A 25,206-nucleotide genomic window follows, 5' to 3' on the forward strand; every position below is an offset into this window, starting at 1 on the left:
GGAATCAGGCCCCGCCAATGACGACTCTCATCACCGTCCTGAAGAGCGGCGGGCGCTACGACGCGGCCTGGGTCGAGCGCCTCGCCCGGGGCGTGCGCCGCCACGCTCCGGCCTTCGATCGGATGCTCTGCCTCACGGACCTTCCCCTCGCGGTGGCGGGCGTCGAGCGCGTGCCGCTCCGGCACGGCTGGCCGGCCTGGTGGTCGAAGATGGAGGCCTTCCGCCCCGGGCTCACGCGCGGACCGACGCTGCTCTGCGACCTCGACACCGTCCTGACCGGGCCGGCGGACGCCCTGGCCGAGCCGGGCCTCGCCGCCATGGAGGATTACTTCCACAAGGGCCGCCTCTCCAGCGCCCTGCTGCGCTGGCAGGGCGGCGAACTGGATGCCCTCTACGCCGCCTTCGCGGCCGAGCCGGAGCGCTGGATGGCGCCCGGCTCCTGCGGGCCCGTGCCGAACGCCGTGCACGGGGACCAGGTCGTCATCGACCACCTGCTGCGCCGGGAGGGCCTGGCTCCGGATGTCCTCCAGCACCGCTATCCCGCCCTGCTCGATTTCTACGACCCCCGGCGGGCCGAGCATGGCCCGGTGGTCGTCTTCATCGGCGCGTCGAAGCCCGACACCGCCACCGGTCCGGTCCGGACGGCGTGGGACGGGGCGTGGCCGCAGAGGGACGACGATGGCGCGCAGGGACGCGACCGCCGCTGACGGGGGGGCACCGCGCGTCCGCGCGACGGTGCCGGAACCGGGCCGGCCCCTGCGGCTTCCGCGTCGGCTTCGTCCGGGCCGCAGCCCTAGCCGACCACCAGGGTCAGGGTCCGGTCCGCGGGCCCGAGGTCGACCCGGCGGCCCCAGTCGAAGGCGAGGAAGTCCTGCTCGATCCCGTCGGCGAAGACCACGCCGCCCTCGTTCATCCGTGAGGTGACCGCCAGGGCGGCCCCGGCGAGCCGGCCCGCCCGAAGGGTCGTTCCGGTGGCCACGCTTGGAAACGGCTCGCGCACCCAGTAGCCCACCGCCGCTTCCTCCGCGCCGATCCCGACGGTGAGATGCGTCGCCTCGCCGATCGAGCGGGCCCAGCCGGTCAGGCCGGTGCCCGAGGCGACGATGAGGCCGCTCGACGACTGGTCCTCGGCGGTGCCGTCGACCGCGATGCGGTAGCGTGCGGATTGATGGCTGCGGTGGCCGACGAAGATCTCGTTCAGGGCCACGAGCCGCTGGCCGCCGTCGAGGGCGGCCTGCACCATGGTGCGCCGCTCCACCGGAGCCGCTCCCGCGGCGCTGGCCGGGAGCAGGGCGCGCAGGCCCGCCACCGCGACCCGCGCGAGGGCGCCGTCGTAGAGGTCGGGGGCCGGATTGACGCCGATCACCGGCTGCGCGCGCAGGTACTTCGCCACGTTGGCGACGAGGCCGTCCGGGCCCACCGTGACGACGACGTCCTCGGGGGCGAACAGGAAGCGGTCGAGGTCGACGCGCCGGGCCAGCGCCTGCCGCCAGTCCCCCGGCACCGCGGCCCGCGCCTGGCCGAGCACGGCGTGGAAGCGGGCGTGCCGGTCCTCGACCTCCGCGAGGCTCTGGCCGCGGCTCTCCAGGAAGAACCGGGCCTGGCCGCGGGTGGCGTGCCGGGCGAGCAGGGCCTCGTAATCGGTCTCGCGGACGACGAACACGGCGCGCGGGGTGATGACCGCCATGGCCCGTCCTTCAGCGCAGCGGGCCGGGGGGAGCGACCGGCGGGGCCGCCCCGCGGAACGCGCCGAGGGCACTCGCCAGCAGGTCCGGCGTGACGTTGACGTGCTCGATGGTCTCGAGCTTGCCCGCGAGCTCGCGGGCGGCGAGACCCAGGAGCACGGCCGGCGGAAGGTCGCGGTAGATGGCGGCGCGGCGCTGCTCGGCCTCGGCCTGGGCGCCCTCCACGAGGCGGATGCGCTCGGCCTCCGCCGCCGCCTCCAGCCCGCTTGCCGCGGCGAGGCCCACCGCGCGGTCGCGGGCGTTCTCCGCCTCCCGCGCGATGAGCAGCGCCTCCTGGCGGGCCAGCTCCGTCCGCGTCTCCAGCTCGTTCTCCGCGATGGCCCGCTCCTTCTCCACCGCCAGGGCGCGCCGGGCGAAGGTCGCCGCATCCGCCTTCTGCTGCAGGGCCTCGAAGGTGGGCGTCTGCAGGGCGCGCTCCAGCTCGCTCGACGGCGCGAGGTTGGTGAGTCGCACCGAGACCACCGCGAGGCCGATCTCCGCCAGGGCCGGGGCCGCCCCCAGCGCGGCGTCGAGGCTCAGGCGCAGGGGCTCGGGCCCGGCATCGAGGAGCGCGCCCACCGGGCTGGCGCCGATTACCTCCAGGACGGCCTGGCCGGCGATGCCGCCGAGACGCGCCTCGATCCGCTCGATCGGTTCGCCCTGCGGCCGGCCGGTGCGAAGCCCGAGCGAGAAGTCGACGCGGCTGGCCAGCAGCTCCGGGTCGACGACGCGCCAGCCGATCGTCCCCTGCACCACCACGGTCTGGAAGTCCCGGCTGCGGCCGCGCACGAACAGGGTCATCTCCCGGTCGTCCATCGGCACCTCGCTGATGCTCGCGGTTTCCGGCCGGAACCAGAAGACGAGGCCCCGTCCGCTTTGCCGGATGCGACCGTTGCGGTAGCGGATGACGTGGCTGCTCGCCTCGCTCCTGAGCTGGGCGAGCGGACCGAGGTTGCGGATCGTAGCCATGGGACCCTCCTGTTGGGGGCGCGCTGGGATTCAGAGCGGCTTCTGGAAACGGTAGAGCTCGGCGGGACGGAACGACGTGCCGGCCTCGCGCGCGCCCGTGGGGGCGAGCCAGCCGCGGTCGAGCATCCGGCGGCGGAAGGCGGGCTTGTTGAGGGACGTGCCCAGGATCGCCTCGTGCACGTCCTGCAGCTGGCGCAGGGTGAAGGCCTCGGGCAGCAGCGCGAAGGCGACGTCGGAATAGTCGAGCTTTCCCCGCAGCCGCTGCACCGCCAGGGCGAGGATCGCGGCGTGGTCGAAGGCGAGGCGCAGCGGCGTCCTCCGGTCGGGGTCGCCCGGCGCGAAGGCCGCGACCGGCCCCCCCGCCTCGCCGGACCAGGGCACGTCGAGGAGCGCGGCCGACGGCCCCGCCGCCACCGCCGCCGCGCGCGCCACCGCCGCCGCGCGCGCAAGCGCCGCCGCGAAGGCGGCCTCCGGCATCAGCGCGAGGTAGGCCACGGTGACGATGCGCATGCGCGGGTCCCGGTCGAGGGCGCCGAAGGTGTAGAGCTGCTCCCGATGGGTCTCCGCCACCTCCGCCGGGGCGAAGCCCGCCTTGTCGCGCAGCACGCGCTCGGCCGCGCCGTCCAGGGTTTCGTCGAGGCGCACGAAGCTGCCGGGCAGCGCCCAGCGGCCGGCATGGGGATGCTGGGTCCGCTGCACCAAGAGCACGGCCGGACGGCCCGCGCGCAGCCCCATCAGGACGAGATCGACGGTGAGCGCCGGCCGCGCGAAGGCGGCGGGGTCGTAGGCGCGGAGAAAGTCGTCCTCGGTCACGGCGCAGCCTTATATCCAACTTGCATCTAACTAAGACGCGGGATGGATATAAGTCAAGCGCCCGATGCCGGGGCCGGGCGTGGCCGGCCGCACCGGGTCGCAACGTCGCCCCCGTGGTCGTCGGTCCCCTGGATCGGTTGGTCCCGGGTTGCCCGCGTCCGCTCGTGCCGGCGATCCGTCCGGAGGATCTTGTCTGCGCCCGTACCTTCGGCGGTCGCAGGTCTTGCCGGTTCGTGCTCCTGCCGGGCCCGTACTCCTGCCGACCCGTACTCTTGCCAGCCCGCACGGATTCGTGCGGATCTTGGCGGAGACGAGGAACGAGCCCCCGATCGCGCTCGGGGCCAAGCAGCCCCCAGGCTCCCTCCGACGGGACGGCGCCGGCCGCGCCGTCGTCCGAGGAGGTCCGCGCGTCGGGAGGGAACGATCATGAGCCTGGATCGACCGGACGGCGCGGGACCGCGCCGCGTGCTCCTCCTGGGGGCGACCGGCACGATCGGGCGGGCCACCGCGCGGGCGCTTGCTGCCGCCGGGCACGCGGTCGTCTGCCTCGTCCGGCGCCCGGCCGGCCCCGCGCCCCCGGCCGGTGCGGGGGACCCGCCCGGAGCGCCCCCGGGCGTCACCGAACGGATCGTGGACTTCACGGATCCCGCGTCGCTGGCGCGCGACGGGATCCGCGGCGAACCGTTCGACGTCCTGGTCTCGTGCCTCGCCTCGCGGACCGGACTGCCCGACGACGCCTGGACGATCGATTACGGCGTGTCGGTGCGCGCCCTGCAGGCGAGCCGGGCGGCCGGCGTGACCCATGTGGTCCTGCTCTCGGCGATCTGCGTCCAGAAGCCGATCCTCGCCTTCCAGCAGGCCAAACTGGCCTTCGAAGCGGTCCTGACCGCCTCGGGGCTCGACTACACGATCGTTCGGCCGACGGCCTTCTTCAAATCCCTCTCGGGCCAGGTGGAGCGCCTGAAGCGCGGCAAGCCGTTCCTGGTCTTCGGCGACGGAACCCTGACGGCCTGCAAGCCGATCAGCGACGGGGACCTCGGCCGCTACCTCGCCGCATGCCTCGATGACCCGGCGCGGCGCAATCGCGTGCTGCCGATCGGCGGACCGGGCGAGGCCATCACGCCCCTGGCGCAGGGCGAGCGCCTCTTCGCGCTGCTCGGGCGCGAGCCGCGTTTCCGGCACGTCCCGGTCGTCCTGCTCGACGGGATCGTCGCCGTCCTGGCGACCCTCGGGCGGTGGGTGCCGGGGCTGGTGGCCAAGGCCGAGCTCGCGCGGATCGGCCGCTACTACGCCACCGAGTCGATGCTCGTGCGCGACCCCGCGACCGGCCGATACGAGGCCGCCATGACCCCCTCGACGGGGTCGGAGACGCTGTTCGACTATTACGCCCAGCTGATCCGCGGCGAGGCGGTCGCCGAGCGCGGCGACCACGCGGTGTTCTGAGGCGTCGCGAATCCGCGGGGCGGGCCAACGCGCAGCGCCATCTCCCGCGGGGCAGCCGTCCGTGGAGCGTCGGTGAGACGCGCCCGGATGGCCTCCGTGCGGCCGCGAACGACAGGGCGGTGCGGGGTCGCCCGGCGTTGCGGGCGCGCGGCCCGGAACCAGCACAGGCCGGCCCGTTCTGTTGAAGAATAGTACCGTATCGTGGCATCGACGTCGCGCAGCATAATGCAGGGGCGCGCGGCGTCAGTCTCGCCGAGACGGTCATCCATGCAAGACTGGTATATCTGGCATATCGTATCTGGCATACCAAAGGGCGGCGGGACGGGTCATATGCGTTGCAACGCAACAATCACTCGGGACCGCCCCACATGACCGTTCTGCTTCTCGTCGCTCTCGCCGGTGCCGCCAACGTGGCGCTCGTGGCCTTCATGGCCGACCGGCTGACCCCGCAGGACGCGGCCCCCGTCATCTCGGCGGGCGAGCTCGCCATCGTGAACGACAACGCCCCGGCTTCGGCGGTGAAGCTGGCCGCCTGACGGCCCCTCAGCCCCCTCGGACGTCCGAACCCATCGGCCCCGCCTCATCGAGGCGGGGCTTTTCCGTGTCCGGGTCCGGCGCTGCCGCGGGCGCCGCGGATCAGCCGCCGAGGACGTCCACCTCGGCCCGACCCACGGCGGCGGCCTGCTGCTGCGCGATCGCCCGGTCGGACCGGCGCTTGAGCGCGAAGCCCAGGCCGACGACGAGGGCGGCGCCGAGGGCGCCCATCGCGTGCGGGACGGCGCCCTGCAGGGTCGCGGGCAGCACCTCGACCATCTGCTGGTGAACCAGCCGGTCCGTGGCGATCATCTCGCCGGCCACCCAGCCCAGCAGCCCGCCGCCGAACCAGATCAGGATCGGGAACCGGTCGATCAGCCGGGTGATCAGGCTGGCGCCGACCACGAGGAGCGGCACCGACAGGGCGAGGCCGATGATGAAGAGTTCGTCGTGTCCCTTGGCGGCCCCCGCCACCGCCACGACGTTGTCGAAGCTCATGACGGCATCCGCCACCACGATGGTCCAGATCGCCTTGGGCAGGCTGGAATGCTCCTTGATGGCGCTCTCGTCCTCCTCCTCGCCGCAGACGAGCTTGACGGCGATGTGCAGCAGGATGAGGCCGCCGGCGACCTTCAGGAGCGGCACCGCCAGCAGTTGCGAGACGATGACGGCGAAGAGGATCCGCAGCAGGGCCGCCGCGAGGGCGCCCGCGAAGACGCCGATCCGCCGCTGCCGCTCGGGCAGGCCCCGGCAGGCCATGGCGATGACCACCGCGTTGTCGCCCGACAGGATGATGTCGATCCAGACGATCTGGAGGAGCGACAGCAGGAAGGAGGAGGTGAGGTAGGAATCCACGCGGAAGACGCCTCTGCTGCTCCGACACAGCGAAGCGATGGAGTACCCGGCAACGGGTCGGGATGGGGAAGGGACCGGCCCGCCCTCGCGGGACGGGCCGTCCCCGGACAGGACCTAGGGATTGGCTTCGACGGCGGAGCGGAGCACGGGCGTCCACCGTGCGACCTCGCGCTCGACGAGGGCCTGCAGGGCGGCCGGACCGGCTTCGGCCTCCTTGGGCACTGTACCACCCAATTCCAGGATGCGCTTGGTCGTGCCCGGATCCTTGAGCGCCGCGTCGAGGGCGGCCACGAGCCGGGCCCGGACCTCCGGCGGCAGGCCCTTGGGCGCGAACACCGCGTTCCAGGCGCTGACCTCGTAGCCGGGCAGGCCGGCCTCCTTCGTGGTCGGCACGTCGGGCAGGCTCGGGGAGCGCTCGGGCGTCGCGATGGCGTAGGCCTTGATCGTGCCGCCGGCGATCTGCGGCGCCACGTTGACGATCTGGTCCGTCATGAAGTCGACCTGGTCGGCCATCAGGTCGTTCAGCGCAGGCCCCGTGCCGCGATAGACGACGAGCGTCGGCTTGGCGCCGGTCAGCGCATCGAACAGCACGCCGGTGGAATGCGAGACGGAGCCGACGCCCGCATGGGCCTGGTTGATCGCCGGTCCGCGCGCCTTCAGGACCTCGACGAACCCCTTGAGGTCCTGGGCCGGGAAGCCCTTCTTGGCGACGATGACGATCGGCGTGCCGGCGGCGAGGCCGATCGGATCGAAGCTCTTGGCCGGATCGTATTTCAGGCCCTTGAACAGGGCCGGGGCGGCGCCGTGCGTGCCCATGTGGCCCATCATGATGGTGTAGCCGTCGGGCGCGGCCTGGGACGCGCGCGTGATGCCGGTGGTGCCGCCGGCGCCGGTGACGTTCTCGATGACGACCTGCTGGCCGAGCGCCCGCGACATCGGCTCGGCGACGATCCGCGCCACCACGTCGGTGGGTCCGCCGGCCGCGAAGGGCACCACCAGGGTGATCGGGCGCTGGGGGTAGGTGTCGGCCGCGGCGCCGAAGGCGGCGAGCGCCGACAGGAGGCCGATGGCGAGTGCCGTTCTCATGGTCCGCATCCTTCTCGTTGTGGGTTGTCGTGTCCGTCCCCGGAGGGCGCCCGGGCGCCCCCGCCGTCAGGCTTCCGTGAACACCGCGTCGCGGCCGCGCCGCAGCGACGGCAGCAGCGCCGCCGCCAGGATGGTGACGGCGACGAGGAACAGCACCGCGCAGACCGGACGCTCGAGGAACACCAGGACGTCGCCCCGCGACAGGGTCAGGGCGCGGCGCAGGTATTCCTCCATCAGCTTGCCCAGCACGAAGCCGAGCAGCAGCGGCGCGGGCTCGAAGCCGAACTTGATCAGCCCGTATCCGAACACCCCGAAGGCCGCGATCAGCATGACGTCGGTGGGCAGCGCGTTGATGGAGTAGATGCCGATCGCGCAGAACATCAGGATCGCGGGGAACATCAGCCGGTAGGGCACCTGCAGCAGGCGCACCCAGAGGCCCACGAGCGGCAGGTTGATGACGAGCAGCATGAGGTTGCCGATCCACATCGACGCGATCATGCCCCAGAACAGGTTGGGGTTCTTGGTCATCACGCCGGGGCCCGGAACGATGCCGTGGATCGTCATGGCGCCGACCATCAGCGCCATCACGGCGTTCGGCGGGATGCCGAGGGTGAGGAGCGGGATGAAGGCCGTCTGCGCGCCGGCATTGTTGGCGCTCTCCGGGCCGGCGACCCCCTCGATGGCCCCGCGGCCGAAGCGGCTCGGATCGCGCGCGAGGCGCTTCTCCACCGTGTAGGCGGCGAAGGGGCCGAGCACGGCGCCGTTGCCGGGCAGGATGCCCAGGATCGCCCCGATCGCGGTCCCGCGCAGCGTCGCGGGCGCCACCTGGCGCAGATCCGCGAGGCTGGGCAGGAGGCGGCCGATCCGGGCCCGGGCGATCTCGCGGGTCTCGGTCTGGTCGAGGTTGCGCAGGATCTCGGCCACCCCGAACAGGCCCATCGCCAGGACGGAGAAGTCGACGCCGTCGGTGAGGAACGCGAGGCCGAAGGTCATCCGCTCCTGGCCGGTCTCGAGGTCCGTGCCCACCGCGGCGAGCAGGACGCCCACGAGGATCATCGCCACGGCCTTGAGCACCGAGCCGTGCGCGAGGACGACCGCGAAGGCGAGCCCCATCACCATCAGGGCGAAGTACTCCGCCGGTCCGAAGATCAGCGCGAGGCGGGTCAGCGGCGCGCCGAGGGCCGCGATCAGCAGGGTGGCGACGGTGCCGGCGAAGAAGGAGCCGATGGCGGCGATGCCGAGCGCGACCCCGGCCCGGCCCTGGCGCGCCATCTGGTGGCCGTCGAGGGTGGTGACGACCGAGGTCGCCTCGCCGGGGATGTTCACCAGGATGGCGGTGGTGGAGCCGCCGTACTGCGCCCCGTAATAGATCCCCGCGAGCATGATGAGGGCGCCCACGGGATCGAGCCCGAAGGTGATCGGCAGGAGCATGGCGATGGTGGCGATCGGCCCGACGCCGGGCAGCACGCCGATCAGGGTGCCGACGAGGCAGCCCAGGAAGCAGAGCGTCACGTTCTGCAGGCTCAGGGCGACGGCGAAGCCGAGGCCGAGATTGGCGAGGAGATCCGTCACGTGCGCGCTCCCGATCAGGTCGTCATGGCGTGCGGGGCGACGTCGGTCCGGGTCCGGCGGGTGGCGCGGCGTTCCAGGGCGAGCAGGCCGAGGCCCGCCAGGGCGAGGGCGCCGGCCGCGAGCCGCAGCAGCACCCGCGACGGAATCCGGCCGCTCGCCGCCTCGATGACGGCGGTGGGGAAGATGGGGATGGGCAGGTTCAGGAGGTCCCCGAACAGCAGCATGCAGCCGGCGGTGAGGAGCAGGGCCAGGATCAGGAGTTCGCGGAAGCGCGCCTCCGGTGTGGCGTAGCCCCCGACGATCACCGCCAGCGGGCCCGCGACGATGAGGCCGAGGCCCGGGCCGGCGACGGGGCCGAGGGCGAAGGGCCGGATCGTGACCGCGAAGGCGAGGATGGCCAGCACGACGACGAGGGGGCCGCGCAGGCCGAAGGTCTGGAGGCCCGCCCCCGCGCGGACCAGACCCGTCGCGGCGAGCACGCCGCCGCAGAGGGCGACGCCGATCGCCACCCAGTGCGGCAGCATGCCCGGTCCCATGGCGCCGAGGGTGCCCCGCGGCAGGTCGCTCGCGGCCCAGACGCCGAACATCCCGAGCAGGACCAGCACGAGGCCGGCCACGAAGCTCTGCGGCGCGCGGACCACGGACCCCGCCCGCCGCACACCGTCGGATGCGTCGCTCATCGTTTCTCCCCTACGAGCCCCGCCTTCGTGTCTCGGGCGGGTGGCACGGCGATCGTCGGATGTCCGTTCGTCCCCCGGGCCGTGGTCGGGAGGACGCCCGCGGCGGTCGGCGCGTCCCCTGACGCTGGACGCTGCGCCCTGAAGGAGCGGGGTCGCCCGAGATGGTTCTGATAAGAACCTATGCCGTAAATCCAAGTCTCCACAAGAGCCCGTGACGGCGTCATCAACCGATTCGAAGGTCTCGTCGCATGAGACCTGATTACGTTGCCGGCCTCTTTTTAATCCTTCGCCGATGACGGATCCTGTCCGGGCGGGCTGTGCTGCGGGGCGACCGCGTTCCGGCATGAGGATCGGGCCGGTGACGCGCCGCCCGCGGAGAGCGCCCCGATGGGGCGGGCCGGGACCGAGGCCACCCCCGGGCCGCCCCCGGCCCAAGCCGAAAAGGCCCGCCAAACAAGAATAAAAACCTGTCTTATAATAGATAGCTATTATATTTACAGGAAGGATCGTGCTTGGTATCCAGGGGTCGGACGAACGATTGTGCCAGGGCCGACGGATCGGGGCTCGGGCGGCCGGTCGTCCGAAGGCAAAGCGGCTCCAGACCGCCCCTGAAAACCAGCAGTGCCGCCATGCGCGTGGCCAAAGGGAGGATGCGATGAGCTTGGCGACAGGCTTGCCCTCGAACGTCACGGGGCCGCTGCTCGAGGTCGACGGCGTCACGCTGCAGTACAAGACCCCCGACCACCTCGTCACGGCGACCTACCGGGTCGGCTTCCAGGTCTTCCCGAGCGATCGGTTCGTCCTGCTCGGACCCTCGGGCTGCGGGAAATCCACCCTCCTGAAGTCGGTGGGCGGCTACATGGCGCCGACGGAGGGCCAGATCCGCCTGAAGGGCCAGGCCATCACCGAGCCCGGCCCGGACCGGATGATGGTGTTCCAGGAATTCGACCAGCTGCTGCCCTGGAAGACCGTCCGCCAGAACGTCGCCTTCGCCCTCGAGGCCTCGGGGCGCCTGTCGGGCCGGGCCGCCGACGAACGGGCCATGCACTATATCGACAAGGTCAACCTCTCGGCCTTCGCCGACAGCTATCCGCACATGCTGTCGGGCGGCATGAAGCAGCGGGTGGCCATCGCCCGCGGCATGGCGATGGAGCCCGACATCCTGCTCATGGACGAGCCCTTCGCGGCCCTGGACGCGCTCACCCGCCGGCGGATGCAGGACGAACTCCTGGCCCTGTGGGAGGAGACGCGCTTCACGGTGCTGTTCGTCACGCACTCGATTCCGGAGGCGATCAAGATCGGCTCGCGCATCCTGCTGCTCTCGCCGCATCCCGGCGAGGTCAAGGCCGAGCTCAACACGGCCGGCTCGCCGCAGGAGACCCTGCTCCTGGAGCAGCGCATCCATCGGATGCTGTTTTCCGAAGAGATCAAGGAGGCGGAGAATGTCTAGGACCGCGAAGGCGCTCGTGTCACCCGTCCTCCTCCGGCCCGCCCGTCCCGAGATCGTCCGCGAGACCGGCGGCGCCTATGGGGGCGCCGTCGTCGAGAAGCCGCTCTCGGCCGTCGAGCGCCTCTACAACCAGGGCTGGCTGCGCAAGCTCGTGATCCTGGCGGTGCTGGCCCTGATCTGGGAGGCCTACGGGCGCTACCTCGACAACGACCTCCTGTTCCCGACCTTCTCCGCCACCGTGACGGCCTTCGCCCGGGGCGTGGCGGACGGCACCCTGGTGATGCGGGCCTGGGGCTCGATCAAGGTCCTGCTGATCGGCTACGGCCTCGGGATTCTGCTGGCGACCCTGCTCACCGGCATCGCGATCAGCTCGCGCATCGGCACCGACTTCCTCGAGACGATGACGTCGATGTTCAATCCCCTGCCGGCCATCGCGCTTCTGCCCCTGGCGCTGATCTGGTTCGGGCTGGGCAACGGCAGCCTGATCTTCGTGCTGGTCCATTCGGTGACCTGGGCCATCGCCCTCAACACCCATTCGGGCTTCCTCTCGGTCAGCCGGACCCTGAAGATGGTCGGGCGCAACTACGGCCTGCGCGGCAGCCGGCTGATCACCAAGATCCTGATCCCGGCGGCCTTCCCCAGCATCCTCACCGGCCTCAAGGTCGGCTGGGCCTTCGCCTGGCGCACCCTGATCGCGGCGGAGCTCGTCTTCGGCGTCAGCTCGGGCTCGGGGGGGCTGGGCTGGTTCATCTTCGAGAACAAGAACATGCTCGACATCCCCAACGTCTTCGCGGGGCTCTTGACGGTGATCCTCATCGGCCTCTGCGTCGAGAACCTGATCTTCCAGACCATCGAGCGCCACACCCTGCAGCGTTGGGGCATGCAGGCCTGAGGCGGGTCAGCCCGAAGGACCTCCGCTCCGTCAGTCGAGGTCGGAGCGGTAGTGAAGCATGGCCGTCCAGCTCTGGCGATACTCGATGGGGTCGCCCGTGAGGGCGACGGCGACCCGGCGCACCAGCAGCAGGGGCGCCCCCGGCGCACAGCCGAGGGCGTCCGCCATGGCCGGGCTCGCCCGGTCGGTGGCGATCGTGTCCCGGGCCCGCGCCACGGTCTGGCCGCAGCGCGACTGGTAGAGCACGTAGATCTCCTCCAGCATCTCGGCGCCGGGCTCCGGCTTCAGCGCGGCGAAGGGCTCGGCCGGCAGCGCGATGCGCTCGTAGATCAGCGGCACGCCGTCCTCGCTGCGGGTCCGCAGCAGGACCAGCACCTTGGCGCCCGCCCCCAGCCCGAGGGCGGCCCGGTCCTGCGCGTCGGCCCGCGCGGTCCCGGCGGCGAGGACGCGGGCCACGGGGCGGAACGGCCGCCCGTCGCCGTGGACGAAGCGCAGGAAGCGGAAGCGGGACCGGTCGCTCGAATGGGGCACCACCTGCGTGCCGCGCCCGTGCTGGCGCTCCAGCAGGCCCTGCCCGACGAGGTCCTCCATGGCCTTGCGGATCGTCCCGATGGAGACGCCGAGGTCGAGGGCCAGCTGCGGCTCGCTCGGCAGGTAGCCGCCCGGCTTCCAGGTGCCGTCCACGATCCGGCGCAGCAGCAGGTCGCGGGCCTGCAGGTAGAGCGGACGGCTCGCCAGAGGGGCGGTCGAGGGGGCCGCCAAGGGGGCCGTCATGGGGGCCGTCATCGCCGACTCTCCGGGCGCGGACACGGACTCGCCCGGCGGCGGGACGTGCGGATGCGCCTGAGGTTCGGCGGCGCCGGGCATGCGGTTCGACATCGGCAACTCATGTATATGACATATGACCGTTGACAGGGGTCGATGCGAGGCTATCGTGGCCCTCGGCACCGGACCAGAGAATTCGGGCTCGACGCAGGAGGAACACATGGCACGTGGCCGTCTCGTGGCTTTTGGCCGTCTCATCCGGCTCTGCGGCGCCGCGGCCCTGGTCTCGGCAGCGGTCTCGGCGACCCTGTCGGCCGGCGCCGGATCCGCCCGGGCGGAGGCCTCCGTGGTGCGCCTCGCCAAGCAGTTCGGCATCTCCTACCTGCCGCTCACCGTGATGGAGGAGGAGAAGCTCCTCGAGAAGCAGGCCCGCCAGCAGGGCCTGGAGCTCCAGACGGAGTGGCTGCGCTTCACCGGCGGCTCGGGCATGAACGAGGCCCTGCTCTCGGGGAACCTCGACTTCGCCGCCGGCGGCGTCGGGCCGATGCTGACGATCTGGGGCCGCACCCGCGGCAACCTGATGATCAAGGGCGTGGCGGCCCTCAACGCGATGCCGCTCTGGCTGGTGACCGTGAATCCGGCCGTGTCCTCGATCAAGGACTTCACCGAGAAGGACAAGATCGCCCTGCCCACGGTGAAGAGCTCGATCCAGGCGATCACCCTGCAGATGGCCGCCGAGAAGGCCTTCGGGCCGGGCCAGCAGGGCAAGCTCGACCCCCTCACGGTCTCGATGGGCCATCCCGACGCGCAGACGGCGATGCTCGGCGGCCGCTCCGAGATCACCGCGCATTTCGGCTCGCCTCCGTTCCAGGAGCTGGAGCTGAAGGACCCCAAGGCCCGCAAGGTGCTCGACAGCTACGACGTCCTCGGCGGGCCGCACACCTTCAACCTCGTCTGGGCGAGCAATCGCTTCGTCACCGCCAACCCGAAGATCGTGGCCGCCTTCCGGGCCGCCCTGGAGGAGAGCCTGGCGCTCATCAAGGCCGAGCCCGCCCGGGTCGCCGCCCTCTGGATCAAGGCGGAGAACGCCCGGCTCACCGCGGCGGAGGCGGTGGAGATCATCCGCGCGCCGCAGACCCAGTGGACCAGCGCGCCCCTGAACATGCTGGCCTATCTCGATTACATGAACCGCGCCGGCCTCGTGGCCGCCAAGGCCGCCGACCAGAGCGAGCTGTTCTTTCCCGGCGCCGCCGCCAAGGCGGAGCGCTGAGGCATGAGCGTGTCCGTTCCCGTCCCCGCCCCGGCCGATCCCACGGTCGAGGCCGTGCCCGGCGCGACGCTGAGAGTGCGCATCCGGCGGGACGGCGGCTTCCAGGCCTTCACCGTGGCGCGGCGCCCGGCCCAGACCATCCTCGACGTGGTCACCGAGATCCAGCGCGAGCAGGACCCCACGCTCGCCTACCGCTTCGCCTGCCGGGTCGGCATGTGCGGCTCCTGCGCCATGACGGTGAACGGGCGCCCGCGCTGGACCTGCCGCACGCGGGTCGCGGCGGTGGCGGAGGACGACGGCCTGACCCTCGAGCCCCTGCGCAACCTGCCGGTGGTCAAGGACCTGGCCGTCGGCATGGAGCCGTTCTTCGAGAAGTGGACGGCCGCCCACGGGGCCTTCGAGCCCGGCGACGCGCCGCCCGCGGACTTCGCCGCGGTGGCGCCGGATTCGCCCGCGCGCCGGGCGGTGGATGCCGGCATCGAGTGCATCAATTGCGGCGTCTGCTACGCCGCCTGCGACGTGGTCGCCTGGAACCCGGACTATCTCGGTCCGGCCGCCCTCAACCGGGCCTGGACCCTGGTGAACGACGTGCGCGACCGGGGCCAGGCGGCGCGGCTGGAGGCCGTGTCCGGGGATGCCGGCTGCCAGTCCTGCCACACCCACATGAGCTGCACCGAGCACTGCCCCAAGGCCCTGGCGCCGACCTTCGCCATCGCGGGGCTGAAGCGCGCCACCGCCCGGTCGGCCCTGAAGCGGCTCAGCGCCCGGCATTTCCGGAGGTCGGCATGAGCCCGCTCCTCTACGTGGCGCAGCGCGGCACCGCCGGGATCCTGGCGGTGGCGGTGGCGGTCCATCTCGGCACGATCCTGTACGCCGTGCGCGGCGGCCTCACCGCCGGGGAGATCCTGGGCCGGACGCAGGGCAACCTGGCCTTCCTCGTGTTCTACGGCGTCTTCGTGGTGGCGGCGGCGATCCACGCGCCCATCGGCCTGCGCAGCATCCTGCGGGAGTGGACGCCCTGGCGCGGACGCTCCCTCGACGGGGCGATGCTCGCCGTCGCGGCGCTCCTCGTCGTCCTCGGCCTGCGCGCGGCGCTCGCGGTCTACGTCGCATGAGCGCCGGGACGCAGACCGCCGCCCCGCGGCCAAGGAGCCTCCGCGCCGCCCGTCCGCGCGCGGGCTTCGCCGCCGCCCTGCTGCACCGCCTCTCGGGGATCGCCCTGGCGCTGTTCCTGCCGATGCACTTCATCGCCCTCGGCACCGCCCTGCAGGGGGCCGACCGCCTCGAGAGCTTCCTCGGGCTGACCCACAACGGCTTCGTGCGCGCGGCCGAATGGGGCCTCGTCAGCGCGCTGGCCCTGCACATGGTCCTGGGCCTGCGCGTGCTGGCCCTCGAGTGGTTCGTCACCCGGGAGCGGACGGCGCTCGTCGTCTCCGCCTGCGTGGCGGCGGGGCTCGCGGTGGGGCTCCTGTTCCTGCTCGGCGGCGCCTGAGCCAACCCTTCGAAGGAGACCGGCATGGATCTCGACCTCACCGAAGTCGAAGCGGTGTGCAAGGACCTCTACGTCCGCGCCCTGAAGCTGCTGCCGCCGGACATCAAGGCGGGCTTCGCGGATCTCGCCCGCGAGGAGACCAGCGCCACCGGCCGGGCGATCCTCGGCACCATGGTGGAGAACATCGCGGTGGCCGAGCGCACCAAGAACATCCTCTGCCAGGACACCGGCATCCCGATCTACAACGTGGTGATCGGGCGCGACGTGCATTTCGAGGGCGCCGACCTCAAGGCCGCGATCCGGCGCGGCTGCGAACGCGCGACCACCGAGCATTCCTTACGCTCCTCCGTGGTCCACCCGATCACCCGCGTGAACGAGCAGACCTCCTGCGGCATCCGCGTGCCGATCATCCATGTGGATTTCGACGACCGGCCCGAGACCGTCTCGGTGGAGATGATCCCGAAGGGCTCGGGCTCGGAGAACGGCTCGTTCCTGCAGATGCTGCTGCCCTCGGACGGCATCAACGCGGTCAAGCGCTTCGTCATCGACCGCGTGATCGAGCTCGGCGGCCGCGTCTGCCCGCCCACCATCGTGGGCGTCGGCATCGGCGGCACCTCGGACCTGTGCATGCATCTGGCCAAGGTGGCGGCCACCCGCAAGCTGCGGACCGCCTGTTCCGATCCCGACGGCGCCCGGATCGAGGCGGAGCTGTCGCGCGCCGTCAACGAGCTCGGCATCGGCCCCCAGGGGCTCGGCGGGCGCTCCACCAGCTTCGCCGTGCATGTGGAAATCGCCGCCACCCACATCACCCAGAACCCGGTGGCGGTGAACATTCAGTGCCACTCGGCCCGCCGGGCGAGGGCGACCTTCACGCCGGGCGGTATCGCCTTCGACTGAAATCGCCGCCTCCGGGAGGGCCTGCGCCATGCACCACGTTCTCGACATGCCGGTCGACGCGGCCCAGGTCCGCGCCCTGAAGGTCGGCGACACCGTCACCCTGCGAAAGACCCTGTTCGGCATCCGGGACGCCACCCTGATCCACATGTTCGACCGGGGGCGCCGGACCCATCTCGATCTCACCGGCCACGCGGTGATCCACACCGCGCCCAACGTCCACCGCGTACCGGTCTCCCCCGAGGCGCCGGTGGGCTACGCGCCGTTCTGCATCGGCACCACCACCTCCATGCGGATGGAGCGCTTCACCGACGCCCTGATGCGGCGCGAGGGCGTGCGCCTCATCGTCGGCAAGGGCGGCATGGGCCCCCAGACCCTCGCGGCCTTCGCCGAACACGGCGGCGCCTACCTCGCCATCGTCGGGGGCGCCGCCGCCCTGGAGACGACCTGGATCGAGCGGATCGACGACATCGACCTCGACGACCTCCACCCCGAGAGCCTGTGGAAGTTCGCGATCCGCGACTTCGGCCCCCTCCTGGTCGGCATGGATTCCCACGGCGGCTCGCTCTTCGCCGACGTCCAGCGCGACGTCGCCAGCCGGCGGGATGCCGTCATCGAGAGCCTGGGAGCCGCCTGATGCACGCCGTGCCGACCACCGTCGAGACCGACATCCTCATCCTGGGCTCGGGGGGCGCCGGCCTGTTCGCCGCCCTCCACGCCAAGAAGGCCGCCCCCGACCTCCAGGTCACCGTCGCGGTGAAGGGCCTGCTCGGCAAGTGCGGCTGCACCCGCATGGTCCAGGGCGGCTACAACGTCGCCCTCGCCCCGGGCGATTCGGTCGAGCGCCACTTCATGGACACGATCGAGGGCGGCAAGTGGCTCAACAACCAGGAGCTGGCCTGGACCCTGGTCACGGAGGCGCAGGTCCGCATCCGCGAACTGGAGACCGAGCTCGGCTGCTTCTTCGACCGCAACCCCGACGGCAGCGTCCACCAGAAGGCCTTCGCCGGTCAGACCTTCGACCGCACCGTGCACAAGGGCGACCTCACCGGCATCGAGATCATCAACCGCCTGTCCGAGCAGGTCTGGCGCCGGGACGTCCAGCGCCTGGAGGATCACCGCGCCCTCGAGCTGATCCCGGCCGCCGACGGCTCCGGCCTCGCCGGCGTGCTGATGCTCGACATGCGGACCGGAATCCCGGTCCTGGTCCGCGCCCGGGCGACCCTGCTCGCCACGGGCGGCGGCCCGACCATGTACAAGTTCCACACGCCCTCCGGCGACAAGACCTGCGACGGCCTCGCCATGGCGCTCCGCGCCGGCCTGCCCTTACGCGACATGGAGATGGTCCAGTTCCATCCCACCGGCCTGCTGGCGGGCGCGGGCACGCGGATGACCGGCACGGTGCTGGAGGAGGGGCTGCGGGGCGCGGGCGGCTACCTGCTCGACGCCTCCCGCGAGCGCTTCATGCAGCACTACGACCCGCGGGCGGAGCGGGCGACCCGCGACGTCGTCAGCCGCTCGATCATGCGGCGCATCCGCGACGGCCACGCCACCCCCCATGGCGGCGTCTACCTCCAGATGAGCCATCTCGGCCCCGCGGACGTGGCCGCCAAGTTCAAGGGCATGGTGGAGCGCTGCGCCGATTGCGGCTTCGACCTCGCCGGGGGCCTGGTCGAGGTCATCCCCACCGCCCATTACATGATGGGCGGGGTCGCTTTCCGCCCCGGCTGCGGCACCGAGCTGCCGCGCCTCTACGCGGCCGGAGAGGATACCGGCGGGGTGCACGGGGCCAACCGCCTCGGCGGCAACGGCGTCGCCAACTCGACGGTGTTCGGGGGCCTGGCCGGCTCCGCCATGGCCCGCGACGTCCGGGGCGTGCGACGCCTCGCCGAGCCCGATCCTCACGCGATCGAGGCGGGGCTCGCCCGCGCCTACGGCCCTCTCGGGCGCCCGGCCGGCGACCTGGAGGCGATCCGGGAGGCCCTCTACGCCACCATGTGGGACGATGTCGGCATCCTGCGCGACGCGGCCGGGCTGGCCCGGGCCGGGGAGCGCCTCGACGCCCTCGCGGCCGCGGTGGCGGAGGCCGGCATCCCCGACGGCGACCGCCGCTACAACCTGACCTGGATGGACCGGCTCAACCTCGAGAACCTCGTCCGCGTCAGCCAGGCGATCCGGGCCGCGGCCCTGGCCCGCACCGACAGCCGCGGGGCGCACTTTCGCGAGGACTTCCCCGACGCCTCCGATCTCGCCACCTCGCACTACACCGTGGTGCGCCAGGCCGGGGAGGGGCTCGACGTCACCCTGGAGCCCGTCGCCTTCACCCATGTGCGCCCGGGGGCCTCCCTCCTCGATGCGGCGGCCTGAGGCCGCGCCCCCACCCGACGGATCGCCGAGAGAGACGCCATGGACCAGTCCCGGGGCCGGCCGCGCGGAGCCGACATCGTCGTCGAGACGCTGGAGCGCCTCGGCGTCCGCCGCATCTTCACCCTGTCGGGCAACCACATCATGCCGATCTTCGATGCCCTGCTGGGCACGGATATCGCGGTGGTGCATGTCCGCCAGGAGGCCGCCTGCGTGCACATGGCCGATGCCTGGGGCCGCCTGACCGGGGAGGTCGGGGTCGCCCTGGTCACCGGCGGCCAGGGGCAGACCAACGGCGCCGCCGCCCTGTTCACGGCGCTGGCGGCGGAGAGCCCCGTCCTCCTGCTCTCGGGCCATGCCGGCCTGTCGGAGCTCGGGCGCGGCGCCTTCCAGGAACTCGCCCAGGCCGACATCGCCCGGCCGATGACCAAGGCCTCGTGGACGGCGGCTGCCGTCGACACCCTGGCCGACGACGTCGCCCGGGCCCTGCGGATCGCCCGCGCGGGCCGGCCGGGGCCCGTGCATCTCAGCCTGCCGGTCGACCTCCTGGAAGCGCAGGCCCCGGCCGCTCTCTCGGCCGCTCCCCCGGCACCCGCCGAGGCCGCGATCCGGGTCGGCGCGCCCGGCGCCGACCTCGTCGCGGCGGTGGCGGCGGAGCTCGGCCGGGCGCAGCGCCCCCTGATCCTGTGCGGCCCGGTCGCCTGCGGCGCCGAGGGGCGCGCCCGGATGGCGGCGCTGGAGGCGGCCTCGGGCGTGCCCGTCCTCGGGATGGAGAGCCCGCGCGGCCTCAACGATCCGAGTCTGGGCGCCTTCGCCGAGGTGCTGGCCCAGGCCGACTGCCTCGTGCTCGTGGGCAAGCCCCTCGACTTCACCCTGAAGTTCGGCGAGGCGCCCGCGGTGGCGCCGGACTGCCGCTTCGTCGTCGTCGACCCCGACCCCGCCCTCGTCGCGCGGGTCGATCCGGCCCGCCTCGCCGTCTCGGGCACGGCCGATGCGCTGCCGACCCTCGCGGCCCTGGCCGGCTCCTGCGCCGGGGGGCGCCCGCGCGCGGGGACGGACTGGCCGGCCACCGTGCGGGCGGCTGTGGCGTACCGGCCCCCGGACTGGGACGACCGGCGCGGCCCCGAGGGCCGCCTCCATCCGGTGGAGCTGTGCCGCGGCGTCGCCGCCTTCCTCGACCGGCATCCCGGCGGCACCCTGATCTGCGACGGGGGCGAGATCGGGCAATGGCCCCAGGCCCTGATGCAGGCCCCCCGGCGCCTCATCAACGGGGTCTCGGGCACCATCGGCGCGTCGCTGCCCTTCGCCCTGGCGGCCCGCCTCCACGACCCGGCGGGGCCCGTGGTGGCGGTCCTGGGGGACGGCACCTTCGGCTTCCACATGGCCGAGTTCGACACCGCCGTGCGCTACGGCCTGCCCTTCATCGCCGTGGTGGGCAACGATGCCCGCTGGAACGCCGAGTACCAGATCCAGCTGCGCCAGTACGGCGCGGCGCGGGCGCGCCACTGCGACCTCCTGAGTTCCCGTTACGACCGGGTCGTGACGGCTCTGGGCGGCCACGGGGCCCTCGTCACCCGGGCCGAGGACCTGTCCGGGGCCCTGGAGGAGGCGCAGGCCAGCGGCCTGCCGGCCTGCCTCAACGTGCTGATCGAGAGCGTGCCCGCCCCGGTGATCCGCAGGCCGAAGATTTCCGTTCCGTAAGGCGGGCCGACCGCATCGCCCATCGCGAGTCCGGTCCAGGGAGGTTCACATGCGCCGACGCGACGTACTGGCCCGGGGACTGCTCGGCGCGGGACTGCCCCTCCTCGGGGGCCTGCGCCCGGCCCGGGCCGAAGTGCAGGCGGTCACCATCGCGCGCCAGCCGAGCCTGGGACACCTGCCGCTGATGCTCATGGAGGAGCAGGGGCTGCTCCAGACCCACGCCGCGGCCCGGGGCCTGTCGGGGCTCGGGGTCCGCTACGTCACCCTGGCGGGCGGGGCCGCGATGAACGACGCGCTCCTGTCCGGCTCGATCCAGTTCGTGGCCGGCGGCGTGCCGCCCCTCGTCCTGCTCTGGTCCAAGACCGAGGGCACCGCCATGGCGGTGAAGGGCGTGGCGGCGATGAACGCCATGCCGCTCCTCATGAACACCAATGCGGAGCGCATCCGCTCGCTCGCCGACTTCACTGACCGGGACAAGATCGCCCTGCCGGCCGTGAAGGTCTCGGTTCAGGCCATGTTCCTGCAGATGGCGGCCGAGAAGGCGCTCGGGGAGGCGCGGCGCAACGACCTCGACCGCCTGACCGTGACCCTGTCGCACCCGGACGGCATGGCCGCCCTCCTGGCCGGCCAGGAGGTGACCGCGCATTTCACCGCCGCGCCGATCCAGGAGCTGGAGCTGCGCAGGCCCGGCATCCGGACGATCCTCAACTCCTTCGACGTGCTCGGCGGACCCTCGACCTTCAACGTGGTCTGGGCCTCCGCCGCCTTCGTGGAGGCCAATCCCACCCTCCACGCCGCGTTCACGGCGGCCCTGGAGGAGGTGGTCGCCTCCATCGCGGGCGACCCCCGGGCCGCCGCCCAGGCCTATGTGCGCCTCGCCCGCGACGGCTCCGACGTCGGCCTCATCGCGTCGATCCTGGCCTCGCCCCAGGTCAGCTTCACGACCACGCCCCAGGCGATCCTGCCCGTCGTCACCTTCATGGCCCGCACGAAAACGATCCGCCGCGGCGCCCGGGACTGGCGGGAGCTGTTCTTCGCCAACGTCCACGCCAAACCCGGCAGTTGAGTCCAGCTTGGCAGCCGAGGCCTCGTCCACCGCGCCTCAGGGCACGTCGGGGCGCGGATCCGGCACGAAGCCGTCGCGGTTGGGCATCCGCACGGCGGCGAGGCTCCTCGCCTTTAGGACGGCGTCGTCCGGCAGGAGGCCGTTCAGGTTCAGCAGGTAGCCGACGACGGCGTAGACCTCGTCGTCCGTGAGCGATTGCGGCGCGTCCATCGGCATGGCGCGGCGAACGTAGTCGAACAGCGTCGGGGCATAGGGCCAGAAGCTGCCCACCGTCTTCACTGGCTGGGCCGAGGCGAGGGTGCCCTGGCCGCCCACGAGCCGGTCGCCGAGGCCGCCCTCGCCCTTCGCGCCGTGGCAGGACGCGCAGCGCTCGGCGAAGAGCGCGCCGCCCTGGGCGACGCTGCCGCGGCCGGCGGGAAGCTTCCGGCCGTCCCGGTCGATGTCGATGTTCCAGGCGGCGACCTCCGCCGCGGTGGCGGGGCGCCCGATCCCGTAGCGGGTCTCGGCCGAGGCCGGGCCGGCCGAAGCGATCGCGGCCAACCCTGTCGCCGCTATGGCGATGGCGGCCAGGGCGGTCGCGGCCAAGCCGATCGCGGCCCTGGGGGCCATCCGGAGGGCGGTGCCGTCACGCCTTGGGATAGCCATTCGACACCTCTCCGCTCTCCGCGATGCGCCAGGGGATGACGGCGTTGTTGTGGTAGAACGAGTTCAGGCCCCGGGCCCCGGCCAGTTCGGAGAAGAGCGGCTGCACGTAGCCGGTCTCGTCGGTGGCCCGGCTCTGGATCACGGCGGGCTCTCCGTTCCAGGTCCAGGCCAGGCGGAACCGGGTCAGCGCCTTGTCGAGGACGGGCGCCTGGAGCTGCGCCGCCTGCCAGCTCCGGCCGTCGTCCACCGAGACCTCGACACGGGCGATCGTGCCCCGCCCGCTCCAGGCGATCCCGGTGATCTCGTTGAAGCCGGGGCCGATCCGCTGCGTCCCCGACGGCCGCGTGATCACCGACTTCGCCTCCATGGTGAAGGTGAACTGCCGCGCGGTCCCGTCCGGCATCAGGTCGGTGTACTTGGCCGTCTCCTCGCGGGAATAGGCCGGCGCGTCCGTCACGTTGAGCCGGCGCAGCCACTTCACGCTCATGTTGCCCTCGTAGCCGGGCAGGAGCACGCGCAGGGGGTAGCCCTGCTGCGGGCGCAGGCGCTCGCCGTTCTGGCTGTAGACGAGCAGCGCGTCGTCGAGACACTTCCCGATCGGGAGGCTGCGGGTCAGCGCGGCCGCATCCGCGCCCTCGGCGATCACCCACTTGGCGCCCGGCTGGAGGCCGGCCTCCTCCAGCACCGTCCTGAGGCGCACGCCCGTCCATTCGGCGCAGCTCACCAGCCCCACCAGGTCGGAGGCGGTGCGGCCCGCCCGGATCGCCTTGAAGTCGGGGTTGCCCGAGCACTCGATGAAGTGGATCTGCGACACGCTCGGGAAGCGCCGGACGTCGTCCATGGTCAGGACCAAGGGCCGCTCCACCAGGCCGTGGATCATCAGGCGGTGCTGGGCCGGGTCGATCGCGGGGACGCCGCCATGGTGGCGCTCGTAGAACAGCCCGTTGGGCGTGATGATCCCGTCGAGCTCCTGCAGCGGCGTGCGCACCGATGCTGAGGTGTATTGCTTGAGGGTCTTCGGAATGTTCTTGACGACGGTCTTCTCGAACGGCGACGGCGTCCCGTAGGGCTGCGCCCCGGTCTCCGCGCCGGGAGTCGTCATCCAGGGCGGCACGCCCGGCGGACCGCCGGCCGGGGACGCCGCCGCGGCCGGTTCCGCCGCGCGTGCGGCGACGAGGCCGCCGCCGACGAGGGCAGTGCCCCGCGCGAGGAAGGACCGGCGCGACCTCGACGCGACCTCCGTGGTATTCCGGACGCGGTCTTCGTCGGATTCTGGTCCGCTCACGCTGCGTCTCCTTCACCGGGTCGGGGCCGTCCTCGGCAGCGCGGAGTGTAGGACCGCTCACCCGATTCCGTCATCCCCTTTCGGGTCTCCGCCCGCACAGCGTCGCGACGGGCAGGCCTCGCCGGCGGCGGAAGCGGAATTTTGCATGTCAGATCAAAAGGTATGCATTAAGGTTCTGGACAGGGATCGGGTGCGTGCCGCATGATCTCGCTCCCGGATCTCAGGCGGAGGTGCGCGCCATGGGTGGTTGTTGGCTCTGTGATACGCCTCAGGGAGCATTCCGCATCCAGCGAACGCTCCTGGGGCAGAAGGATTGTTACGTGGTTCTGCTGGACCACGACGTTCTCGGAACCTGCGAGACGGCGGAGCAGGGGCTCCGGATGCTGACCGAGGAGCACGCCTACAAAGCCGCGTGCGGGCTGGACCTGGCGCGCTTGCCGATCCCCCGCTCCCTGAACGGGTGGACCTTCGCGCCGGCCGCGTCGCATCGGACGGCCAACTGAGCGATCCGTCCGGGGCGGCCCGATCCCGTCGCCCCGCGATGCTCACGCCTCGCGGACGCCCGGCTTCTTCCCCGCCTCGAAGATGAACTCGACGCCGACCCCCTCGAGAGCCCGGCGCACGGCCAGGATCGTGTCGGGTCGCGGCTGGATGGCGGAATTAGAATCCTCCAGGCGGTTCAAGGTCGAGACGGAGACGTTGGCCAGCTTGGCCAGTTCCTCCTTCGACAGGCCGGTCAGGCCGCGGGCGGCCCGCACCTGTCCCGAGGTCAGTCCGGCCTCGGCCGAAGCCGTGGCCGTCGCCTGCGGGGAGGGCGGCGGCGACGCCTCGGTGCCGGAGGCGCCGTATCGATTCCGGCCCGGGACGTTGAGGCAGACGCCGACCCACTCCCGCACCGAGCCGTCGCGGTTCAGGACCGGAGCGCCGCGGGCGTTGAACCAGCGGTAGATGCCGTCCGCGCACAGCACCCGGTAGTCGGTGTTGTAGGGCGCCGTGTGCTCGACCGCCGTCATCCAGGCCGCCTGGGTCCGGGCGCGATCATCGGGATGGACGGCGTTCAGCCAGCCCATGCCCTCCATCTCCGCGTGGCTCTGACCGGTCAGGGCCATCCATTGCGGCATCTCGCTGGGTTCGCCGTTCGCCTTGTTGAGCCAGAAGACCGCGGCGGTCGCGGCGATCAGGGCGTTGAGGCGGTCGTGGCGCTGCATGACCGCATTCATGGCATCGTGACGCGCCGTCACGTCGAACACCACGCCCATGCCCTGGTTCGGCTTGCCGTCCTGCCCCAGGATCACCTCGGCATGGTGCAACAGCCAGCGCTGGGTGCGGTCCGGGCGGATGATCCGGAACTCGCGGCTGATCGGCTGGCCATTCCGCAGCACCGCGATCTGATCCGCGTGGGCGGCCTTGTCGTCGGGGTGGATCATGTCCAGGCCGAACCCGAAGGTTACGCGGGAGGCCGGGTCCAGGCCGAGAATACGGTAGAGTCCCGGCGACGCGTCGACCTCTTCTCTGCGAAGATCCGCGGACCAGAAGCCCACCTTGCCGGTGTCTTCGATGAGCTTGAGAAAGTGCCGGGAGGAGAACGCCCGCAGGGTTCCATTGCCATCGGATGCCGTCTGGGGGCGCATGAGAACTCTCGTGGGCACAGGCTTCCCCTTCGGCTCCAGCGATTCGACCTGCCTGCTGTCCTTATAGTTCCGAAG

Annotated in this window: 26 protein-coding genes; 15 read left to right on the forward strand and 11 right to left on the reverse strand. The window is 72.1% G+C overall.

Annotated elements, in window-relative coordinates:
- The first annotated feature begins 17 nt into the window (after window positions 1-17).
- Complete coding sequence (locus ASG51_RS06440) at window positions 18-707, forward strand: hypothetical protein (protein ID WP_056379798.1); 690 nt, start codon at window positions 18-20, stop codon at window positions 705-707.
- Window positions 708-793: 86 nt separating this feature from the next.
- On the opposite strand, the gene ASG51_RS06445 is transcribed toward ASG51_RS06440, so the two are convergent.
- Genes ASG51_RS06445 through ASG51_RS06455 form a run of 3 tightly spaced genes read right to left on the reverse strand, consistent with a single transcriptional unit; the run spans window position 794 to window position 3,506 of the window.
- Window positions 794-1,687 (reverse strand): NAD(+)/NADH kinase, encoded by an 894-nt coding sequence (locus ASG51_RS06445; RefSeq protein WP_056379800.1) that lies wholly within the window; start codon window positions 1,685-1,687, stop codon window positions 794-796.
- Window positions 1,688-1,697: 10 nt separating this feature from the next.
- Window positions 1,698-2,693, reverse strand: a complete 996-nt coding sequence (locus ASG51_RS06450) for an SPFH domain-containing protein (RefSeq protein WP_056277039.1) — start codon at window positions 2,691-2,693, stop codon at window positions 1,698-1,700.
- A gap of 30 nt (window positions 2,694-2,723) precedes the next feature.
- Window positions 2,724-3,506 carry an NUDIX domain-containing protein gene (locus ASG51_RS06455; RefSeq protein ID WP_056379802.1) on the reverse strand — a complete coding sequence of 261 codons (783 nt, stop codon included), beginning with the start codon at window positions 3,504-3,506 and terminating at the stop codon, window positions 2,724-2,726.
- Window positions 3,507-3,932: 426 nt separating this feature from the next.
- Here ASG51_RS06455 and ASG51_RS06460 point away from each other — a divergent pair, with 426 nt between their 5' ends.
- Both ASG51_RS06460 and ASG51_RS24575 read left to right on the forward strand, forming a co-directional pair.
- Entirely contained in the window at window positions 3,933-4,949 is a 1,017-nt protein-coding gene (locus ASG51_RS06460) for an NAD(P)H-binding protein (protein WP_056379804.1), read from the forward strand.
- 368 nt (window positions 4,950-5,317) lie between these two features.
- Window positions 5,318-5,485 (forward strand): hypothetical protein, encoded by a 168-nt coding sequence (locus ASG51_RS24575; RefSeq protein WP_200917676.1) that lies wholly within the window; start codon window positions 5,318-5,320, stop codon window positions 5,483-5,485.
- 100 nt (window positions 5,486-5,585) lie between these two features.
- Here ASG51_RS24575 and ASG51_RS06465 read toward each other — a convergent pair whose 3' ends face one another.
- The 4 genes from ASG51_RS06465 to ASG51_RS06480 form a co-directional block, all read right to left on the reverse strand.
- The gene (locus ASG51_RS06465; RefSeq protein WP_056216287.1) at window positions 5,586-6,338 is read right to left on the reverse strand and encodes a TerC family protein; all 753 of its coding nucleotides are present in this window, start codon (window positions 6,336-6,338) and stop codon (window positions 5,586-5,588) included.
- Window positions 6,339-6,452: 114 nt separating this feature from the next.
- Window positions 6,453-7,424 (reverse strand): tripartite tricarboxylate transporter substrate-binding protein, encoded by a 972-nt coding sequence (locus ASG51_RS06470; protein ID WP_082501458.1) that lies wholly within the window; start codon window positions 7,422-7,424, stop codon window positions 6,453-6,455.
- 66 nt (window positions 7,425-7,490) lie between these two features.
- Window positions 7,491-8,996: a tripartite tricarboxylate transporter permease gene (locus ASG51_RS06475; RefSeq protein WP_056379806.1), complete on the reverse strand. Its 1,506-nt coding sequence runs from the start codon at window positions 8,994-8,996 to the stop codon at window positions 7,491-7,493.
- 14 nt (window positions 8,997-9,010) lie between these two features.
- Window positions 9,011-9,676, reverse strand: coding sequence for a tripartite tricarboxylate transporter TctB family protein (locus tag ASG51_RS06480; protein WP_056379808.1), 666 nt, complete (start codon window positions 9,674-9,676; stop codon window positions 9,011-9,013).
- 655 nt (window positions 9,677-10,331) lie between these two features.
- Between ASG51_RS06480 and ASG51_RS06485 the strand changes: the two genes are divergently transcribed.
- Both ASG51_RS06485 and ASG51_RS06490 read left to right on the forward strand, forming a co-directional pair.
- Window positions 10,332-11,126 (forward strand): ABC transporter ATP-binding protein, encoded by a 795-nt coding sequence (locus ASG51_RS06485; protein WP_056216294.1) that lies wholly within the window; start codon window positions 10,332-10,334, stop codon window positions 11,124-11,126.
- The gene (locus tag ASG51_RS06490; protein ID WP_056379810.1) at window positions 11,119-12,018 is read left to right on the forward strand and encodes an ABC transporter permease; all 900 of its coding nucleotides are present in this window, start codon (window positions 11,119-11,121) and stop codon (window positions 12,016-12,018) included. The genes ASG51_RS06485 and ASG51_RS06490 overlap by 8 nt, the downstream gene beginning before the upstream one ends.
- Window positions 12,019-12,048: 30 nt before the next feature.
- Here the strand turns inward: ASG51_RS06490 and ASG51_RS06495 are convergent, their stop codons facing one another.
- Window positions 12,049-12,804: a GntR family transcriptional regulator gene (locus ASG51_RS06495; protein ID WP_162245236.1), complete on the reverse strand. Its 756-nt coding sequence runs from the start codon at window positions 12,802-12,804 to the stop codon at window positions 12,049-12,051.
- A 199-nt stretch (window positions 12,805-13,003) separates the two neighbouring features.
- Here ASG51_RS06495 and ASG51_RS06500 point away from each other — a divergent pair, with 199 nt between their 5' ends.
- Genes ASG51_RS06500 through ASG51_RS06540 form a run of 9 tightly spaced genes read left to right on the forward strand, consistent with a single transcriptional unit; the run spans window position 13,004 to window position 21,570 of the window.
- A complete protein-coding gene (locus tag ASG51_RS06500) occupies window positions 13,004-14,053 on the forward strand; it encodes an ABC transporter substrate-binding protein (protein WP_082513901.1) in 1,050 nt (349 codons plus the stop codon).
- 3 nt (window positions 14,054-14,056) lie between these two features.
- Window positions 14,057-14,842, forward strand: a complete 786-nt coding sequence (locus tag ASG51_RS06505) for a succinate dehydrogenase/fumarate reductase iron-sulfur subunit (protein ID WP_156389597.1) — start codon at window positions 14,057-14,059, stop codon at window positions 14,840-14,842.
- On the forward strand, window positions 14,839-15,168 hold the full coding sequence (locus tag ASG51_RS06510) for a succinate dehydrogenase (protein ID WP_056216303.1): 330 nt from the start codon (window positions 14,839-14,841) through the stop codon (window positions 15,166-15,168). Before ASG51_RS06505 ends, ASG51_RS06510 begins: the two co-directional genes overlap by 4 nt.
- Complete coding sequence (gene sdhC / locus ASG51_RS06515; protein ID WP_056216305.1) at window positions 15,165-15,545, forward strand: succinate dehydrogenase, cytochrome b556 subunit; 381 nt, start codon at window positions 15,165-15,167, stop codon at window positions 15,543-15,545. The genes ASG51_RS06510 and sdhC overlap by 4 nt, the downstream gene beginning before the upstream one ends.
- A 24-nt stretch (window positions 15,546-15,569) precedes the next feature.
- Window positions 15,570-16,442: a fumarate hydratase gene (locus ASG51_RS06520; RefSeq protein ID WP_056379813.1), complete on the forward strand. Its 873-nt coding sequence runs from the start codon at window positions 15,570-15,572 to the stop codon at window positions 16,440-16,442.
- A 28-nt stretch (window positions 16,443-16,470) separates the two neighbouring features.
- Window positions 16,471-17,076, forward strand: coding sequence for a fumarate hydratase C-terminal domain-containing protein (locus tag ASG51_RS06525; protein WP_056216309.1), 606 nt, complete (start codon window positions 16,471-16,473; stop codon window positions 17,074-17,076).
- Window positions 17,076-18,806, forward strand: coding sequence for an FAD-binding protein (locus ASG51_RS06530; protein WP_056379815.1), 1,731 nt, complete (start codon window positions 17,076-17,078; stop codon window positions 18,804-18,806). The genes ASG51_RS06525 and ASG51_RS06530 overlap by 1 nt, the downstream gene beginning before the upstream one ends.
- Before the next feature lie 39 nt (window positions 18,807-18,845).
- Complete coding sequence (locus tag ASG51_RS06535) at window positions 18,846-20,504, forward strand: thiamine pyrophosphate-binding protein (RefSeq protein ID WP_056379816.1); 1,659 nt, start codon at window positions 18,846-18,848, stop codon at window positions 20,502-20,504.
- 49 nt (window positions 20,505-20,553) lie between these two features.
- Complete coding sequence (locus tag ASG51_RS06540) at window positions 20,554-21,570, forward strand: ABC transporter substrate-binding protein (protein WP_056379818.1); 1,017 nt, start codon at window positions 20,554-20,556, stop codon at window positions 21,568-21,570.
- A 36-nt stretch (window positions 21,571-21,606) separates the two neighbouring features.
- Here the strand turns inward: ASG51_RS06540 and ASG51_RS06545 are convergent, their stop codons facing one another.
- Both ASG51_RS06545 and soxC read right to left on the reverse strand, forming a co-directional pair.
- Window positions 21,607-22,179, reverse strand: coding sequence for a cytochrome c (locus ASG51_RS06545; protein ID WP_082513902.1), 573 nt, complete (start codon window positions 22,177-22,179; stop codon window positions 21,607-21,609).
- Between the two features lie 16 nt (window positions 22,180-22,195).
- The gene (gene soxC / locus ASG51_RS06550; RefSeq protein WP_056379820.1) at window positions 22,196-23,500 is read right to left on the reverse strand and encodes a sulfite dehydrogenase; all 1,305 of its coding nucleotides are present in this window, start codon (window positions 23,498-23,500) and stop codon (window positions 22,196-22,198) included.
- A 320-nt stretch (window positions 23,501-23,820) separates the two neighbouring features.
- Between soxC and ASG51_RS06555 the strand changes: the two genes are divergently transcribed.
- Window positions 23,821-24,003: a hypothetical protein gene (locus ASG51_RS06555; RefSeq protein WP_056216322.1), complete on the forward strand. Its 183-nt coding sequence runs from the start codon at window positions 23,821-23,823 to the stop codon at window positions 24,001-24,003.
- A gap of 42 nt (window positions 24,004-24,045) precedes the next feature.
- Here ASG51_RS06555 and ASG51_RS06560 read toward each other — a convergent pair whose 3' ends face one another.
- The gene (locus ASG51_RS06560; protein WP_056379821.1) at window positions 24,046-25,131 is read right to left on the reverse strand and encodes a PAS domain-containing protein; all 1,086 of its coding nucleotides are present in this window, start codon (window positions 25,129-25,131) and stop codon (window positions 24,046-24,048) included.
- Between the last annotated feature and the right edge of the window lie 75 nt (window positions 25,132-25,206).

Source organism: Methylobacterium sp. Leaf465, assembly GCF_001424705.1.
In the GTDB taxonomy this organism is placed as follows: domain Bacteria; phylum Pseudomonadota; class Alphaproteobacteria; order Rhizobiales; family Beijerinckiaceae; genus Methylobacterium.